Annotated in this window: 16 protein-coding genes; 9 read left to right on the top strand and 7 right to left on the bottom strand. The window is 73.4% G+C overall.

All coding sequences use genetic code 11. From position 1 onward, the window contains the following. Positions 1-34: 34 nt before the first annotated feature. Entirely contained in the window at positions 35-1,018 is a 984-nt protein-coding gene (locus ACFXGA_RS23255; protein ID WP_378090956.1) for a ricin-type beta-trefoil lectin domain protein, read from the bottom strand. A 153-nt stretch (positions 1,019-1,171) separates the two neighbouring features. Between ACFXGA_RS23255 and ACFXGA_RS23250 the strand changes: the two genes are divergently transcribed. The 3 genes from ACFXGA_RS23250 to ACFXGA_RS23240 are packed head-to-tail and all read left to right on the top strand — an operon-like array spanning position 1,172 to position 3,929. Then, on the top strand, positions 1,172-1,537 hold the full coding sequence (locus tag ACFXGA_RS23250; RefSeq protein WP_378090954.1) for a response regulator transcription factor: 366 nt from the start codon (positions 1,172-1,174) through the stop codon (positions 1,535-1,537). A gap of 2 nt (positions 1,538-1,539) precedes the next feature. Further along, positions 1,540-3,279 carry an ATP-binding protein gene (locus tag ACFXGA_RS23245; RefSeq protein ID WP_378090952.1) on the top strand — a complete coding sequence of 580 codons (1,740 nt, stop codon included), beginning with the start codon at positions 1,540-1,542 and terminating at the stop codon, positions 3,277-3,279. Beyond that, complete coding sequence (locus ACFXGA_RS23240) at positions 3,270-3,929, top strand: LuxR C-terminal-related transcriptional regulator (RefSeq protein ID WP_378090950.1); 660 nt, start codon at positions 3,270-3,272, stop codon at positions 3,927-3,929. The genes ACFXGA_RS23245 and ACFXGA_RS23240 overlap by 10 nt, the downstream gene beginning before the upstream one ends. Positions 3,930-4,227: 298 nt before the next feature. On the opposite strand, the gene ACFXGA_RS23235 is transcribed toward ACFXGA_RS23240, so the two are convergent. The 5 genes from ACFXGA_RS23235 to ACFXGA_RS23215 form a co-directional block, all read right to left on the bottom strand. Continuing rightward, complete coding sequence (locus ACFXGA_RS23235; RefSeq protein WP_378090948.1) at positions 4,228-4,770, bottom strand: potassium-transporting ATPase subunit C; 543 nt, start codon at positions 4,768-4,770, stop codon at positions 4,228-4,230. Positions 4,771-4,775: 5 nt separating this feature from the next. Next, the gene (kdpB, locus tag ACFXGA_RS23230) at positions 4,776-6,830 is read right to left on the bottom strand and encodes a potassium-transporting ATPase subunit KdpB (RefSeq protein ID WP_378090946.1); all 2,055 of its coding nucleotides are present in this window, start codon (positions 6,828-6,830) and stop codon (positions 4,776-4,778) included. Beyond that, positions 6,827-8,449, bottom strand: coding sequence for a potassium-transporting ATPase subunit KdpA (gene kdpA / locus ACFXGA_RS23225; protein WP_378090944.1), 1,623 nt, complete (start codon positions 8,447-8,449; stop codon positions 6,827-6,829). The genes kdpB and kdpA overlap by 4 nt, the downstream gene beginning before the upstream one ends. Then, positions 8,449-8,550, bottom strand: a complete 102-nt coding sequence (gene kdpF, locus ACFXGA_RS23220) for a K(+)-transporting ATPase subunit F (RefSeq protein WP_378090941.1) — start codon at positions 8,548-8,550, stop codon at positions 8,449-8,451. The genes kdpA and kdpF overlap by 1 nt, the downstream gene beginning before the upstream one ends. 278 nt (positions 8,551-8,828) lie before the next feature. Then, positions 8,829-9,272, bottom strand: a complete 444-nt coding sequence (locus ACFXGA_RS23215; protein ID WP_378090939.1) for a hypothetical protein — start codon at positions 9,270-9,272, stop codon at positions 8,829-8,831. A gap of 190 nt (positions 9,273-9,462) precedes the next feature. Here ACFXGA_RS23215 and ACFXGA_RS23210 point away from each other — a divergent pair, with 190 nt between their 5' ends. From ACFXGA_RS23210 to rhaS, 4 genes are read left to right on the top strand one after another with little or no spacing between them, the layout of a single operon-like run. Then, a complete protein-coding gene (locus ACFXGA_RS23210) occupies positions 9,463-10,992 on the top strand; it encodes a sugar ABC transporter ATP-binding protein (protein WP_378090937.1) in 1,530 nt (509 codons plus the stop codon). Beyond that, positions 10,989-11,987, top strand: coding sequence for an ABC transporter permease (locus ACFXGA_RS23205; protein ID WP_378090935.1), 999 nt, complete (start codon positions 10,989-10,991; stop codon positions 11,985-11,987). Before ACFXGA_RS23210 ends, ACFXGA_RS23205 begins: the two co-directional genes overlap by 4 nt. Then, positions 11,980-12,954, top strand: coding sequence for an ABC transporter permease (locus tag ACFXGA_RS23200; protein ID WP_378090933.1), 975 nt, complete (start codon positions 11,980-11,982; stop codon positions 12,952-12,954). The genes ACFXGA_RS23205 and ACFXGA_RS23200 overlap by 8 nt, the downstream gene beginning before the upstream one ends. Next, complete coding sequence (gene rhaS, locus ACFXGA_RS23195) at positions 12,951-14,018, top strand: rhamnose ABC transporter substrate-binding protein (protein WP_378090931.1); 1,068 nt, start codon at positions 12,951-12,953, stop codon at positions 14,016-14,018. Before ACFXGA_RS23200 ends, rhaS begins: the two co-directional genes overlap by 4 nt. A gap of 91 nt (positions 14,019-14,109) precedes the next feature. Here the strand turns inward: rhaS and ACFXGA_RS23190 are convergent, their stop codons facing one another. Beyond that, entirely contained in the window at positions 14,110-14,523 is a 414-nt protein-coding gene (locus tag ACFXGA_RS23190) for a DUF2000 family protein (protein WP_378090929.1), read from the bottom strand. A 49-nt stretch (positions 14,524-14,572) separates the two neighbouring features. Here ACFXGA_RS23190 and ACFXGA_RS23185 point away from each other — a divergent pair, with 49 nt between their 5' ends. Next, positions 14,573-15,364 (top strand): AraC family transcriptional regulator, encoded by a 792-nt coding sequence (locus ACFXGA_RS23185; protein ID WP_378090927.1) that lies wholly within the window; start codon positions 14,573-14,575, stop codon positions 15,362-15,364. Between the two features lie 152 nt (positions 15,365-15,516). Next, a complete protein-coding gene (locus ACFXGA_RS23180; protein ID WP_378090925.1) occupies positions 15,517-16,500 on the top strand; it encodes a ricin-type beta-trefoil lectin domain protein in 984 nt (327 codons plus the stop codon). Positions 16,501-16,615 lie beyond the last annotated feature (115 nt).

Below are 16,615 nucleotides of genomic sequence, written 5' to 3'. Positions count from 1 at the left end.
GCCCGGCGCGGGGGCGACCCGCGGCAGACGCCGGTCAGACGTCGCGCCAGCGTTGACGCGGGTCGGCCGGGTTGCAGGCGGTCACGCCCAGCCGGTCCGCGGCGACGTAGTCGCGGGTCAGGCACCAGTTGGTCGTGTAGTAGCGGTACTGGTACTCCGTGGAGCCCCACCGGTCGGCGCCGACGGGGGTGGTGGTCCACAGCTGGTTCACCGGGTACGCCACGCCGGGTTGCGGTGCTCCGGGGCTGCACCACGCCCAGGACACCGGAGCGCCCGTGCCGGTCAGGGCTCCCACGGTCAGGCACGCGTCGCGCCACTCGTTGTGGATCCGGTTGATCACGTGGCCGTCCGGCAGCGTCCAGCGGAACTCGAGGCTGAGGTCCTGCTCCAGCAGCATGGCGAAGCGCGACATGACCGCCGCGCCGGACGACGTGTAGGTGATGACCTTCGTGGTTGGCGGGTCGGTGATGGGCACCGGGTTGACCAGCGGCCGGATGTAGTCGAACGCCTGGCCGTCACGGCTGCCGCACACGTCCTGGTAGAGGCTCTGGCCGCGCACCGCCGGCATGGTCAGGCACAGGCCGCTGCCGCGGTTGACGTAGCGCTGCAACGTCGTGCCGGGCAGCCACTCCACGCGCCACAGCTGCGCGTCGAGGCCGTTGCAGGGCCACTGCCACACCGGCGCGCCGATCGCGTGGCTGCCCCACTGGACGTCCAGGCACTTGCCGCTGAAGGCGTTCACGACGTCGTAGTAGCCGGCGGCGGGCTTGCGCCGCCACCGCCAGAACTCGTTGGAGTAGCCGACGAACCCGAAGGGCGCGATGACCGCGCCGTCCTCGCGGTTGAAGTCCTTGACGTGCACCGTCATGCCGAAGTCCACCGAACCCATGACCACGGGCCAGTCCGTGCGGTCGAACGTGACCGGCAGCGCCCGGGCGTTCGGCGCGATGGCCGCGGTCAGCGAGGCGAACAGGGTGGCGACCACCACGAGGGCACGAGCACGTGGGGCGAAGCGCAAGGGGACCAGCTCCTCTCACCGGCTTGATCCGGTCGGTCCGCACGGGGGCCGACCGCAACAGTGACCGCGGGCGCCGCCGCCGCGCCTCCGGGGAAACCACGAGATTCGGCCCGCGAAGATCCCTCCGCCGCCACGGAGCAGCAGGATGGGGGTGTGCGAGCGAGCGTCCTCCTGGTCGACGACCACGCGGGGTTCCGGCGCGTGGCCCGTCGACTGCTGGAGTCCGAGGGGCTGACCGTGGTCGGCGAGGCCGCCGACGGGCGGGAAGCCCTCGCCCGAGCCCGCGAACTGCGGCCCGATGTGGTGGTCCTTGATGTACTGCTACCGGATGTGGACGGAATCACGGTGGCCGAGGAACTCGCCGCGCTCCCCGTGCCCCCGCGGGTGGTGCTGATCTCCAGCCTCACCCGCGCCGAGCTGGGGGACCGGATCGACGCGTCGCCGGCGGCGGGGTTCCTGCCCAAGGACGAGTTCAGCGGCCTGCGGGTGGCCGGGCTGGCGGGCCTGCCGCCGTGGTGAGCGTGCCCGTCCGGGTGGTGGTGGCCGTGGGCCTGGGCCTGACGGCGGTGGACGCCTGGCTGGCGGGCCGGTACGGCGCCTACGGGTTCCTGTTCGACCTCAAGGAGATCGGTCAGGTCCTCACCTGGCTCGTCGCCGGCTACCTCGCCGCCCGGATCCGGCCCGGCAGCCGGATGGGGCTGCTGATGACGATCCTGGGGACGTTGCTCGCGAGCACCGCACCCGCCGCGTTCGCGCTGGAGACCGGCTCGGGCGCGGTGAACGGCGTCGTGGCGGTCGCGTTCGTGCTGACCGCGTTCCAACTGCCGCTGGGCGCGCACGTCTTCCTCGCCTACCCGTCCGGGGTCGTGCACGACCGGCTCGGGCGCGGGGTGGCGGTCGCGGGGTGGGTGTTCGGTGGCGTGACGGCCCTGGCGCAGGCGCTGGCCGGGCCCATCCGGCCGGAGGGCCGGTGCCGCGACGTGTGCGCGCCGATGCCGCTGGTCGACCACCCGGGCCTGGCCGCGGCGACGGCGCAGCTGTCCGGGCTGGGCTCGGCGGTGCTCACCCTGGTCGGGGCGTCGGTGATCGTGCACCGGCTCGTCCGGGCGAGCCGGCGGCAGCGGCGGGTGCTGGCCTTCCCGGGGGTGGCGATGGTCGCGACGGCGGTGCTGTTCGCCGTGGTGGGCCTGCTGGCGGCGGCCTCGCCGGACGGGGTGGACCAGGCGCTCGCGCCGGCGCAGTTCGCCTCGCTGGTCGCCGTGCCGCTGGCGTTTTTCCTCGGGCTGCTGCGGGCGCGCCTGGACGAGGCGCGGGTGTCCGACCTGGTCCGGCACATCCGGTTCGTGCGGGCCGACCGGCTGCGGGAGGCCCTCTCCACCGCGCTGGACGACCCCGGGCTGCGCATCGGGTTCCCCACACCCGGAGGTTGCGTGGACGCCGCGGGCGAGGCCGTCGACCTCCCCGACGACCCGGCCCGGCGCACGGTGGTCGGCGACGCCGACGACCCCCTGGCGGTGATCGTGCACGACGCCGGCCTGCGGACCGAACCCGCGTTGCTGGAGTCGGCGGGCGCGGCGGTGCGGCTGGCGCTGGAGAACGCGCGGTTGCAGGAGGCGATGTGGCGTCAGCTCGAGGAGGTGCGCGCGTCCCGGGCCAGGCTGGTCACGGCGGGCGACGACGCCCGCCGCCGGCTGGAACGCGACCTGCACGACGGCGCCCAGCAACGGCTGCTCTCGGTCGGCCTGATCCTGAACCTGGTGCGGCAGTCGCTGAGCCCCGACGGCACGAGACCCGAGACGGTCGCGCTGCTCGACGAGGTGGAGGCCGAGCTGCGGCTGGCGACCCGGGAGCTGCGCGAACTGGCCCGCGGCATCCACCCCGCCGTGCTCACCATGCAGGGCCTGCGGGCGGCCGTCGAACAACTGCTCGTCCGCGTCCCGCTGCGCTCCGACGTGCGGATCGGCGAGCTGCCGCGGCTGCGGCAGGCCGTCGAGGCCACCGCGTACTTCGTGGTGAGCGAGGCCGTGGCCAACGCGGTGCGTCACGCGCGGGCCGCCCGGATCGGGGTCGAGGTGCACGTCGAGGTCGGCGGATGCCTGGTCGTGCGGATCGCCGACGACGGGGTCGGCGGCGCCACGCCGGCACCCGGTTCGGGGCTGTCCGGCCTCACCGACCGCGTCGCCGCCGTGGGCGGTCGGCTCACGCTCCACAGCCCCGCCGGGCACGGCACGACCCTGACCGCGGAGCTGCCGTGCGTGTGATCATCGCCGAGGACTCGTTGCTGGCCAGGGAAGGGCTGGTCCGCGTGGTGACCGGGCTGGGCCACGAGGTGGTCGCCACCGCGGTGCGGTCCGAGCAGGTGCTCGGGCTCGTCGCCCGCCACGCGCCGGACGTCGCCATCCTCGACGTCCGCCTGCCGCCGACGTTCAGCGACGAGGGCCTGCGCCTGGGCGTCGCCATCCGGACGCGCCACCCGCGCGTCGCGGTGCTCGTGCTGTCGCACTACGCCGAGCACACCTGGGCCACCGCGCTGCTGGCCGGCGGCGCGACCGGGGTCGGCTACCTGCTCAAGGACAACCTGTCCGACGGCCGGATGCTGGACGACGTGCTGCGCCGCATCGCCGGGGGCGGCACCGCCGTGGACCCCGACGTGGTGTCCACGCTCGTGCCGGCCGGCGGCCGGGAGCCGTTAGCGCACCTCACCCAGCGCGAGCGCGACGTGCTCACCCTGATGGCGCAGGGACTGTCCGACCAGGGCATCGCCGACCGGCTCAGGATCGCCCTCACCACCGTGGGCACCCACACCGGCAACGTCTTCCGCAAGCTCGGCATCGCGGCGGGGCCGTCGGGCAACCGGCGCGTCACCGCGGTGCTCGCCTACCTGACCGACCGCGACCGCACCGCCCCGTAGGCACCGACGGGATCCGCTCCGGCGATGGTGCCGCCCATCGCTCCGGTGAAGCCCTTGGTGACGCTGGGCCCAAGCCCAAGCCCAAGCCCAAGCCCAAGCCCAAGCCCGAGCCCCAGGCCCAGCCCCAGCCAGAGCCAGAGCCAGAGCCCAAGCCCGAGCGAGCCCACGCCCGATCCCGTGGGCGCGGTCGCGGTCGCCGAGCCGTGGGAAGGGGCGAGCGCGGTGTCGGAGGTGTTCCTCGGCAGGCCGCGGCCGTGGTCCGCGACGCGCAGCTCACCCCGTCCGCGCTCGGGCATGCCTACCCGGTGGCCTCGACCGCGCGGTTGAGCGCGGTGACGTTGACACCCGGCTCGCCGAGGAACCCCGCGGCGCGTCCCTCGGTGCTCTCGGCGACCAGTCGGCGCACGACGTCCTCGGGCAGCCCGTTCTCCCGGGCCACCCGCGGCACCTGGAGTTCCGCGTACGCCGGGCTGATGTGCGGGTCCAGGCCGGACGCGGAGGCGGTCACCGCGTCCGGCGGCACCCGGTCCTCGGGGACGCCCTCGCGCCGGGCGACCGCCGCACGTCGCTCGGCGATCACCGCGTCGTACTCCGCGTTCAGCTCACCCTTGTTGGAGCCGCCCGAGGCGGGCGGCGTCGCCGCGGAGGGGCGGGTGCGGAACCACCGCCCTCCCTCGCGGTCCACGCCGACCAGGGTGGTGTCGACGGCCTCGGCCTTGGCGTGCAGGCCGGGCAGCCGGGACACGCCCCACACCGCCGCCGGGTAGAGCACGCCGGTGATGGCGGTCAGCACGACGAGGACGCGCAGTCCGGCCAGGGCCTGCTTGACGAAGTTGCGCACGGTTGTCACCCGATCCCGGGGATGAGGCGGACGAGCAGGTCGATCAGCCAGATCCCGGCGAACGGCGTGACGACGCCGCCCAGGCCGTAGACCAGCAGGTTGCGCCGGAGCAGCGCCGCGGCGCCGGCCGGCTGGTAGCGGACCCCGCGCAGGGCCAGCGGGATCAGCACCACGATGATCAGCGCGTTGAAGATCACCGCGGACAGGATCGCCGACTGCGGCGAGCCCAGGCGCATGATGTCCAGCCGGTCCAACTGGGGGTGGATGGCGGCGAACATGGCGGGCAGGATCGCGAAGTACTTCGCCAGGTCGTTGGCCACGCTGAAGGTGGTCAGCGCGCCGCGCGTGATCAGCAGCTGCTTGCCGATCTCCACGATCTCGATCAGCTTGGTCGGGTCGGAGTCCAGGTCGACCATGTTCCCGGCCTCCTTGGCGGCCGAGGTGCCGGTGTTCATGGCCACGCCGACGTCGGACTGGGCGAGGGCCGGGGCGTCGTTGGTGCCGTCACCGGTCATCGCGACCAGCTTGCCGCCCTCCTGCTCCTCGCGGATCAGGGCCATCTTGTCCTCGGGCCTGGCCTCGGCGAGGAAGTCGTCCACCCCGGCCTCGTCGGCGATGGCCCTGGCGGTCAACGGGTTGTCGCCCGTGACCATGACCGTGCGGATGCCCATGGCGCGCAGCTCGGCGAACCGCTCCCGCATGCCGGGCTTGACCACGTCCGACAGGCGGACCACGCCCAGCACCACGTCGTTCTCGGCCACCACGAGCGGGGTGCCGCCCTGCTCGCCGATCGCGTCGACCACGGCCCTGGTGGTGTCGTCCAGGGTGAACGCGCTCGCCGCGCCCTTGCGGATGCGGCGGCCGTCCAGGTCGACACCGCTCATCCGGGTCTGCGCGGTGAACGGCACGAACTCGCCGGCGCGCTCCGCGTCGGCGGGCTCGGCGGAGCGGCCGTGCCCGGTCACGCACAGCTCGATGATGCTGCGGCCCTCGGGCGTGCCGTCGGCCAGGCTCGACAACCGGGCGGCGTCCACGAGCACGTCCATCCCGGTCCCGTTGACCGGGATCAACTCCGTCGCCCGCCGGTTGCCCCAGGTGATGGTGCCGGTCTTGTCCAGCAGCAGGGTGTCGACGTCACCGGCCGCCTCGACGGCCTTGCCCGACGTCGCCAGCACGTTGCGCTGCACCAACCGGTCCATGCCCGCGATGCCGATCGCGGACAGCAGCGCGCCGATCGTGGTCGGGATCAGGCACACCAGCAGGGCGGTCAGCACGACCACCGACTGCTCGCCGCCGGAGAAGACCGCGAACGGCTGCAACGCCACCACCGCGAGCAGGAAGATGACCGTCAGCGTGGACAGCAGGATCGTCAACGCGATCTCGTTGGGCGTCTTCTGCCGCCGCGCGCCCTCCACCAGCGCGATCATCCGGTCGACGAACGACTCGCCGGGCTTGGTGGTGATCCGCACGACGACCCGGTCCGACAACACCGTGGTGCCGCCCGTCACGGCCGACCGGTCGCCGCCCGACTCCCGGATGACGGGGGCGGACTCGCCGGTGATCGCCGACTCGTCCACCGTGGCGATGCCCTCGACCACGTCGCCGTCACCCGGGATCACCTCGCCCGCCTCGACCACGACGAGGTCGCCGACGCGCAGTTCGGCGCCGGGGACGCGTTCCTCGCCGCCGTCCTCGGCGAGGCGGCGGGCGACGGCGTCCCTCTTGGTGCGGCGCAGGGAGTCGGCCTGCGCCTTGCCCCGGCCCTCGGCGACGGCCTCGGCGAGGTTGGCGAACAGGACGGTCGCCCACAGCCACGCCGCCACCGCGATCGTGAACACGCCGGGGTCGCCGATGGCGAACACGCTCACCAGCAGCGAGCCGATCCACACGACGAACATGACCGGGTTGCGCAGTTGGTGACGCGGGTGCAGCTTGCGCAGCGCGTCCGGGAAGGACTCGACCAGCTGCCGGGGGTGGAACGCGCCCGCCGCGACCTGGCGGCCCGGGTTCCGCGCGTGGCGTTCGCGGATCTCCCGCGAGTGTGCGGTCGTGGTGGTCACAGCAGGGCCTCCGCGATGGGACCGAGGGCGAGAGCGGGCACGAAGGTCAGCGCGGCGACCAGCACGATCGCGCCGCCCAGCAGCGTGGCGAACAGCGGGCCCGTGGTCGGCAGGGCGCCGGGCGTCTCGGGCGCCTTCCGCTGCGCGGCCAGCGAGCCGGCCAGGCACAGCACCGCGATGATCGGGACGAACCGGCCCACCGCCATGCACACGCCCAGCGACGCCTGGAACCAGTCACCGGTCACGGTGAGGCCCGCGAAGGCGCTGCCGTTGTTGTTCGACGCCGACGCGTACGCGTAGAGGATTTCCGACAGGCCGTGCGCGCCGGGGTTGTTGAGCGAGCCTCGGGTGCCGGGCAGGATCGCGGCGACGCCCGCGCCGAGCAGCATCACCGTCGGCATGGCCAGGATCGCCACGGCCGCCGCCGTGACCTCCCGACGGCCGAGCTTCTTGCCCAGGTACTCCGGCGTGCGGCCGACCATCAGGCCCGCCAGGAACATCGCGATGACCGCCATGACGAGGATGCCGTAGAGACCGGTGCCGGCACCGCCGGGCGTCATCTCGCCGAACAGCATGTTCAGCAACGCCGCCCCACCGCCCAGCCCGGTGAAGCTGTCGTGCATCGAGTTCACCGCGCCGGTCGACGTGCCCGTGGTGGAGTTGGCGAACAACGCCGAGCCGGGAACGCCGAACCGCAGCTCCTTGCCCTCCAGGGGACGCAGGCCGGCCGCCTCCGCGACCCAGATGACGGTGAGCATCAGCGACCAGATCACGCCCATCACCGACAGCAGCACGTAGCCCTGCCGGCGGTCGCCGACCAGCGTGCCGAACGTGCGGGTCAGGCTGACCGGGATGACCAGGATCAGGAACACCTCGATCAGGTTCGACCAGGCGTTGGGGTTCTCGAACGGGTGCGCCGAGTTGGCGTTGAGCACACCGCCGCCGTTCGTGCCCAGCTCCTTGATCGCTTCCTGCGAGGCGACCGGCGCGGTGGCCACGGTCCGCCCGTCGACGTCCACCCCGGACTTCAGGCTCATCACGACCCCCGTCACGACCAGCACGACCGCGAACGCGAACGACACCGGCAGCAGGACCCGGACCGTGCCGCGCACCAGGTCGACCCAGAAGTTCCCCAACCGATCGGTCCGGTGCCGCACGAACCCGCGCACCAACGCGACCGCCACCGCCATGCCCACCGCGGCGGACACGAAGTTCTGCACCGTCAGGCCGGCCATCTGCACCGTGTGCCCCATGACCGTCTCGGGGACGTAGGACTGCCAGTTGGTGTTCGTCACGAAGCTGACCGCGGTGTTGAACGCCATGGCGGCCGGCACGTTCCCGCGCCCGTGGTCGAACGGCAGCACCGACTGGATCCGCTGCAACGCGTACAGCACCACCGCGCCGACGAACGAGAACGCGATCACACCTTGCGCATAGGTCCCCCAGCGCTGCTCGGAAGCGGGATCGACCCCGGCGAGCCGGTAGACGGCCCGCTCGACCCGGGAGTGCCGGGTGCCGGTGTAGACGCGGGCCAGGTAGTCGCCGAACGGCCGGTGCACCGCGGCCAACGCGACGACCAGCACGCCGACCTGGAGCAGACCGGCCACCGTGGTGGACATCAGAACTTCTCCGGTCTGATCAGCGCGACGAACAGGTACACGATCAGCGCGAGCGCCAGGACACCGCCGACGACGTTGGCGACCGGCCCGGTGCCGCTCACAACCGCCCCAGTCCGCGCACGGTCAGTGCCAACAGCAGGAACACACCGATCAGCAGCACCACGTAGGCCATATCGGCCATGTGCGCGCTCCCTTCCCGACGCTCGAACCCACGAGGGTGATGACACCGAACAGGGTGCATCCCCGGACCGGGCATTCCGTGCGGCCTGACGGGGTACTGACACCCCCGATCGGGTCCTTTACGCCTTGTTGACGACGACGAGCCCCGTGCCGTGTTCCGTCACACATCCGTGGCGGCACGAACGGCGGAGTCCGGCGACTACCGGTGACCGCCGTGCCGGCCCGGTCCTGCCGCCCATCGCCGCGTCCCCCGCGCGGCGGCACGTAGTCGGCACTCGGTGAACCGCACCGCAGGGTCGTCGGCGACTGCGGACACCTGCTCCACCCCGCCCACGACGGCCCGGACGACGTGCTCGGCGTCGGCCGGCGCGCCCCTGTCGACGTGGTTCGACGCCCCGGTGATCGGGGTCGCGTTGACCTTCACCCCGTCGCGGCAGAGGTTGAAGGCGGTGCCCGGCGCGTCACCGGCCGGCACGCGCCAACCGACGTAGTCGCCGTCGCCGGTGTGGACGCTGACCACACCGCGGTTCAGGCGTTCGCCCCCGGGCCACGGCCGGGGCCGTCCAGGCCGAAGTCGTGACCGACGCGGCCACGAGGGTGATCGTCGGGAGTCCGCGCCCGAGGGATGCTGCGCGCACGCCACCTCCACATGTGCGAGAACGACGTTGTCGTCGAACACGTTCGGCGGCGAGGACCCACGATCGGCCGCGACGCTGCGTGACGGCCTGGATGGGGACCGCGCGCAGGCCCGGTCCCGGCGCGCGATGAAACGTCTCAGCCGAATCGCCCGCCTTGACGGACCGATGTGACCTGGATAACGTCGGTCGCCGGGAATGAAACGTTTCACAACGTTCCGCGAGAGCGAGGTCCGCGTGCGCCCGTTGCTCGAACTCCGCGACGTCGGGAAGTCGTTCCAGGCCGTCCGGGCGTTGCGCGGCGTCTCGCTCTCGCTGCACGCGGGCGAGGTGCACGCGCTGGCGGGGGAGAACGGAGCGGGCAAGTCGACCGTGGTGCGGATCATCGGCGGCGAGCACCGGCCGGACGCGGGCGAGGTGCTGCTCGACGGCGAACCGGTGCGGTTCGCCTCGCCGCGCGACGCCCGGCGGCGCGGGGTCGCGGTGATCCACCAGGAACCCGTGCAGTTCCCGGACCTCGGCGTGGCCGAGAACGTCTTCATGGGTCGGCAGCCGCTGCGCCGGGGCCGGCGGATCGACCGCCGGGAGATGCACCGGCGCACGACCGAGCTGCTCGACCTCCTCGGCGTCCCGATCGACCCGGCCCGGCCCACCCGGGGCCTGTCGATCGCGGACCAGCAGATCATCGAGATCGCCAAGGCGCTGTCGGCCGACGCCCGCGTGATCGTGATGGACGAGCCGACCGCCGCGCTGTCCGCTGTCGAGGCCCGGCGGCTGTTCCGGGTGGCGCGCGGGCTCGCCGAACGGGGCGCGGCGCTGCTGTTCATCTCGCACCGCCTGGAGGAGATGTACGAGCTGTGCGACCGGGTGACCGTGCTGCGCGACGGCGCGCTCGTGTCGACCGACCCCATCGCGGAGGTCGGGCACGACGAGCTGGTGAGGCGCATGGTCGGCCGCTCGGTCGAGCAGCTCTTCCCCGCCCGCCGCACCGAGGTCGGCGAACCCCGGCTCGTGGTGGAGGGCCTGACCCGCGCCGGCGTGTTCCGCGACGTCTCCTTCGAGGTGCGGCGCGGCGAGATCGTCGGCCTGGCCGGGCTGGTCGGCTCCGGCCGCACGGAGGTGGCGCGGGCGGTGTTCGGGGTGGACGGCCGGGACGCGGGCACGGTCCGGGTGGACGGCGTCGAGCTGCCGCCCGGCGACCCGCGGGCCGCCATCGACCGCGGTGTGGCGCTGGTGCCGGAGGACCGCCGCGAGCAGGGCCTGGTGCCGGAGCTGTCGGTGGAGCGCAACGCGAGCCTGGCCCGGCTGCGGCGCGTCTCGCCCCTCGGGATCACCCGGCGCCGCCGGGAACGGGCGCTGGCGCGGGAGTGGGGCGGGCGGCTCTCGGTGAAGGTCGGCCGCTGGACCGACCCGGCCGCCACGCTGTCCGGCGGCAACCAGCAGAAGGTCGTGCTGGGCAAGTGGTTGGCCACCGAACCGTCCGTGCTCATCGTGGACGAGCCGACCAGGGGCATCGACATCGGCACGAAGGTCGAGGTGCACGCCCTGCTGGCCGACCTCGCGGCGGGCGGGATGGCGATCCTGCTGATCTCGTCCGAGCTGCCCGAGGTGCTGGGCATGGCCGACCGGGTGCTGGTGGTGCACGAGGGGCGGATCGCCGCGGAGCTGTCCGGCGCGGAGGCGACCGAGGAGGCCGTGATGCGCGCGGCGACCGGGAGCGCGGCATGAGGCCGCGCGCCCTGCTGTCCGGCCGCGAGCTGGGCGTCGTGATCGCGCTCGTCGTGGTGGTGGCCGGCACCGCGGCGGTGCGGCCGTCGTTCCTCAACGCGCAGGGGCTGCACGACCTGTTCCTCAACGCCTCCGTCATCGCGCTGCTGGCCATCGGCCAGGCGCTGCTGGTGATCACCCGGAACATCGACCTGTCCGTCGGCTCCGTGATGGGCCTCGCCGCGTTCCTGTCCGGGCAGCTGTTCCTCGCCGACCGGGACCTGCCGGTCGTCCTGGTGGTGGCGGCGGGCATGGCGCTGGGCGCGGTCTGCGGCGCGGTCAACGGCGCGCTGGTCGCGGTGGCCAAGGTGCCCGCGCTGGTGGTCACGCTCGGCACGCTCTACGTGTTCCGCGGCCTGGACTACGGCTGGGCGAGCGCGACCGGCGTGCGGCAGGTCAACGCCGACCGGATGTCGCCGGACTTCCTCGCGTTCGGCAGCGGCGCGGTGCTCGGCGTGCCCAACCTGACCCTGATCGCCCTGGCGGCGCTGGTCGTGATCGGGTACGCGCTGCACAACTGGCGGTCCGGCCGGGAGCTGTACGCCATCGGGTCGAACCCGGAGGCGGCGCGGCTGGCGGGCATCCCGGCGGGCAGGCGGGTGTTCACCGCGTTCGTCGTGTCCGGCGCGCTGGTCGGCCTGGCGGGCGTGCTGCACGCGGCCTACTTCGGCACGGTCAACGCCTCCGTGGGCACGGGCCGCGAGCTGGCCGTGGTCGCGGCCGTCGTGGTCGGCGGGGTGGCGATCTTCGGCGGCAGCGGCTTCGTGCAGGGCGCGGTGCTCGGCGCGTTGCTGCTCACCACGATCAGCGGCGCGCTGCCGGTCCTGGGCGTGCCCGCGTTCTGGCAGCGGGCGGTGGACGGCGCGGCGCTGCTGCTGGCCATCTCGCTGGACCGGGCCGTGATGCTGCGGGTGGCCGCCCGCCTGCGCCGGGAGAGGAGCCTCGGTCGTGCGTGACCGGCTGGTGCGCTGGGAAGTGGTCCTGCTCCTGCTGTGCGACGCGGTGTTCGCGTTCGGCTCGACCGGCACGCCCGGTTTCGCCGACGCGGGCAACGTCGGCTTCCTGCTCCAGGACTTCACCGAGGTGGCGCTGCTGGCGATGGCGTTGCTGCCGATCGTGCTGACCGGCGAGATCGACCTGTCGGTGGCGTCCGTCCTCGGCTTCTGCTCCGCGCTGATCGGCGTGCTGTGGGACGCCGGCGTGCCGTTCGAGACCGTCGTGCCGGCGGTGCTGGTGGCGGGCGCGCTGCTGGGCGCGGTCAACGGGGGCCTGGTGGTGGGGTTCGGGCTGCCCGCGCTGGCCGTCACGATCGGCACGCTGGGCCTGTACCGGGGGCTGGCGTACGGGGTGCTCGGCGACGGCGCGGTGACCGGGTTCCCGGAGAACTACCGGCCGTTCGCCACCGACCTCGTCCCCGGCACCTTCCTGCCGTACGCCCTGATCCCGGTGCTCGTGGTCGGGTTGGTGGCCGCGGTGGTCGTCCACCACACGCCGGTCGGGCGCGCGCTGTACGCCATCGGTCTCGGCGAGCAGACCGCGCGGTTCTCCGGCATCCGGGTCGACCGCGTGAAGTTCACCCTGTACGTCGTGTCCGGCGTGCTGTGCGGGGTGGCGTCGTTGATCTACACGCTGCGGTACAACAGCGCCCGCGCGGACAACGCGAACGGCCTGGAGCTGGTCGCCGTCACGGCGGTGCTGCTGGGCGGGGTGTCGATCTTCGGCGGGCGCGGCACCGTGCTCGGCGTGGCGAGCGCGTTGCTGCTGATGGCGGGGCTGCGCAACGTGCTGTTCCTCAACGACGTGACCAACGAGGTCCAGAACGTCGTGAACGGCCTGCTGCTGATCGTCTCGGTGCTCGTGCCGGTCGCCGCGAGGGTGCTGCGCGGACGACGACCCGTCTCACCCCTGGAGGAACCACGATGAAGCTCCACACGGCGCCGAAGCTGGCCGGGGTCGCGCTCGCCCTCGTGCTCGTCGCGGCGTGCGGCGGGACGACCAAGGACTCCACCGCGGGGCAGGACGCGGGCCGCGGCACGGGGCCGGTCGGGACCGCGGACCCGAACGCGCCGGTCGAGGAAGGGCTGAAGATCGCCTTCCTGCCCAAGGAGGTGGACAACCCGTACGAGATCGTCATGGACCGGGGCGGCATCGAGGCGGTCACCGAGGTCAAGGGCGAGGGCAAGGAGGTCGGCCCCTCCGACGCGTCGGCCTCCTCGCAGGTCTCCTACATCAACACGCTCGTGCAGCAGCGGCAGGACGCGATCGTGATCGCGGCCAACGACCCGAACGCCGTCGCGCCCGCGCTCAAGGACGCGATGGCCAAGGGGATCGCCCTGGTGACGGTCGACTCCGACGCCGCGCCCGACGCGCGCCAGGTGTTCGTGAACCAGGCCGACTCCGAGGAGATCGGGCGGTCCCAGATCCGGCTGATCTCGCGGCAGGTCGGCGGCCGGGGCAAGATCGCGATCCTGTCCGCCACGCCCAACGCCACCAACCAGAACACCTGGATCGGGTTCATGGAGGACGAGCTGGCGCAGCACCCCGGCCTCGAACTGGTCAAGGTGGCGTACGGGGACGACGACGACCAGAAGTCGTTCCAGGAGACGCAGGCGTTGTTGCAGTCCATCCCGGACCTGAAGGGGATCGTGTCGCCGACGACGGTGGGCATCTCCGCCGCCGCGCGGTACCTGTCCTCCTCTCCGCACAAGGGGAAGGTGGCGCTCACCGGGCTGGGCACGCCGAACCAGATGCGGCAGTTCGTCAAGGACGGCACGGTCACGGAGTTCGCGCTGTGGGACCCGCGGGAACTGGGCTACCTGGCGGGCTACGCCGCCGCCGCGCTCGCGTCCGGGCAGATCACCGGCGCGGAGGGGGAGAAGCTCAAGGCGGGCAGGCTCGGCGAGCGGACCATCGGCGAGAACGGCGAGATCGTCCTCGGGCCGCCGACGACCTTCGACGCGGGCAACATCGACCGGTACGACTTCTGACCGGTCCGGGTGCGCGGGGGTCGGCGTCCACGCCGCCGACCCCCCTTCGATCAGCCCGCGACCGGTGTTCGACCATGGCCCGGAGTGGCCGTCAGGGGTGCATCCGAGCGCCCTTGAGCACCTTGTCCGCCGCGTTGCGCGGGCCGTGCACCCCGATGCCCACGAGGTCGAGCGCGTCACGCGGCACGGCGCGCACGGCGGCGCGGTTGTCCACGTCGTTGCCGGTGGCGAACAGGTCGGAGGTGAACACGGCCAGCGGGAGCCCCCGCCCGACCGCGCGGGCGTGCGCGGCGGTCAGGACCTCCTTGCCGCCGGTCAGCACGACCACCGGCCGGCCGAGCATGGGCAGGTACCGCGTCCCGTCCGCGTCCTCGTACGGCTCGCCGACCGCCTCGGGCACGGCGGCGGTGAGGCCGCCGGCCAGGAACGCGGTCACGTTGAGCGCCTGCCACGGCGCGAGGTCGTCCCGGAGCAGGAGGGCGAACTTCGTGTCGAATCGTTGCACCCGGACACCGTCGCCGGTGCGGCCCGGCGGCGTCTTGTACGTTCTTGACGTGGGCCCTGACATCGCCGCGTGGCGGCCCGCCGTGCCGGGCATCGTGGAGGTGCTGCACGCGCACTTCACCGACCACGCCTACCCGGCGCACACGCACGCCGCGTGGACGCTGCTGCTGGTGGACACCGGCACGGTGACCTACGGCCTGGACCACCGCGAGCACGGCGCGCCGCCCGCCTCGGTCACCCTGCTGCCGCCGCACGTGCCGCACGACGGGCGCAACGCGACCCCGGAGGGCTTCGGCAAGCGGGTGCTGTACCTGGACCCGGAGGTGCTGGGCACGGACCTGGTCGGCGCGGCGGTCGACCGCCCGGCGTTCGCCGACCCGGCGCTGCGGCTGCGCGTGCACCAGTTGCACGGGGTGCTGCGCGGCGGCGACGAGTGGGAGGCCGAGTCCAGGCTGGCCCTGGTCCGCGACCGGGTGCAGGCCCACCTGCGCCGGCGCGAGCCGACCGCGCCGACCCCCGAGCCGGGCCTGGCCCGCGCGCTGCGGGACCTGCTGGACGCGCACGTGACGGACGGCCTCACCCTGACCGACGCCGCCGCCCGGCTGGCGGCCGGCCCCGAACGCCTGGTCCGCGCGTTCACCCGCGAGTTCGGCCTGCCGCCGCACCGGTACCTCACCGGCCGGCGCGTCGACCTGGCCCGCCGCCTGCTGCTCGACGGCGTGCCGCCGGCCGAGGTCGCGCCCGCCGTCGGGTTCTACGACCAGTCGCACCTGACCCGGCACTTCCGCCGGATGCTCGGCACCGCGCCGGGCGCGTACGCGCGATCGGGCGCGCGGCGCTGACCCCGTCGGCCGGGGCGTGGCCGGGAAGCCCGCGCGCTCGGCGCCGCCCGCCGGGAACTCCTGGTTTCCCAGGACGACAGCGCGTTCACCGCCGGGGACGATGACGACCGCCGCCCGGCCGTGGGCGTCGCCTCCGGGGAAGGGAACGTGCCATGTTCGTGTTCAGCCGGCGATCACGCGGGAGATCCCGCCTGCTGCCGATCGTCCTCTCGGTGCTGCTGGGCCTGCCCGTGGCCGCGGTCGCGGCGGCGCCGGCCGCGCACGCCTCGCCGCCGACGGCGCTGCGCACCGGCAGCGGCGTGGTGATGGCAGGGCTGCACAGCGGTTTCGTGTGGGACGTGGGCGGTGGTGGCGGCCAGGGCGCAGAAGTCGTGTCCTACCCGTTCGTCGGTTACGCCAACCAGTTCTTCGTGTGGGAGGAGAGCCGGCGGCGGCCCGGCTACTTCTCGGTGCGCGCCGCGCACAGCAACCTGTGCGTGGACGTCGAGTGGGGCAACACCGCGCCCGGCACGCCCGTCTGGAGCTGGCCCTGCTACGACGGCGACCCCCAGCTGTGGCGGATCGACACCACGGGCAACGGCGGGTTCCGGTTGGTCGGGCTGGGCGGGCTGTGCCTGACCGTGCCGTCGGTGAAGGGCCGGCCCTTGTTCATGGACCACTGCGGTGCGCGGGACGAGCAGTGGATGACCTACAGCGCGCCGTTGGTGCAGCCGGCGCCGATCAGCGACCCGCCCACGACCAAGGTCCTGACGATGGTGTACTCGTTCGAGTCGGTCATGACCCGTTACGGCGCGAGCGAGCACGAGGACTTCCTCGTCCGCCCGGTGGTGGACTCCGCGGGCCGGGTCGGTCACCTCCTGTACGCGCCGGGCAAGCGCCTGTGCCTCGGCTCGGCCGGATACTCCCACAGCCCGGTGGGCGGGTACCCCTGCGACCCGGGCACCACCCGCGACGCCTACCTGCTGTGGTTCCGGGAGCAGGTGGGCACCAGTTGGCTCGGCACCCCGGAGTACCTCTACCGCTACGGCGCCGATCCGCGCCTGTGCCTGACCGGGGGCGGTTACCTCGCCCAGTACGAGAACCGGGTCGAGGTCTACCCCTGCTACCCGACCTACGCCAACCAGCGCTGGCGCTAGCCGGTGCCGTTGGCCGCCGAGGGCGGCCCGGACGTGGGGGGGGCGCGGGGCGGGGGGGGCGGGGGCCGGGGCGGGGGGGGGGGCGGGGGGCTGGGGGGGGGGGGGGGGGCGGTGA

It is taken from the genome of Actinosynnema sp. NPDC059335 (genome assembly GCF_042752395.1).
Lineage (GTDB): Bacteria > Actinomycetota > Actinomycetes > Mycobacteriales > Pseudonocardiaceae > Actinosynnema.
Note: the sequence above shows the minus strand (reverse complement) of the source record. Positions and strands in the feature narration are given on the sequence as shown.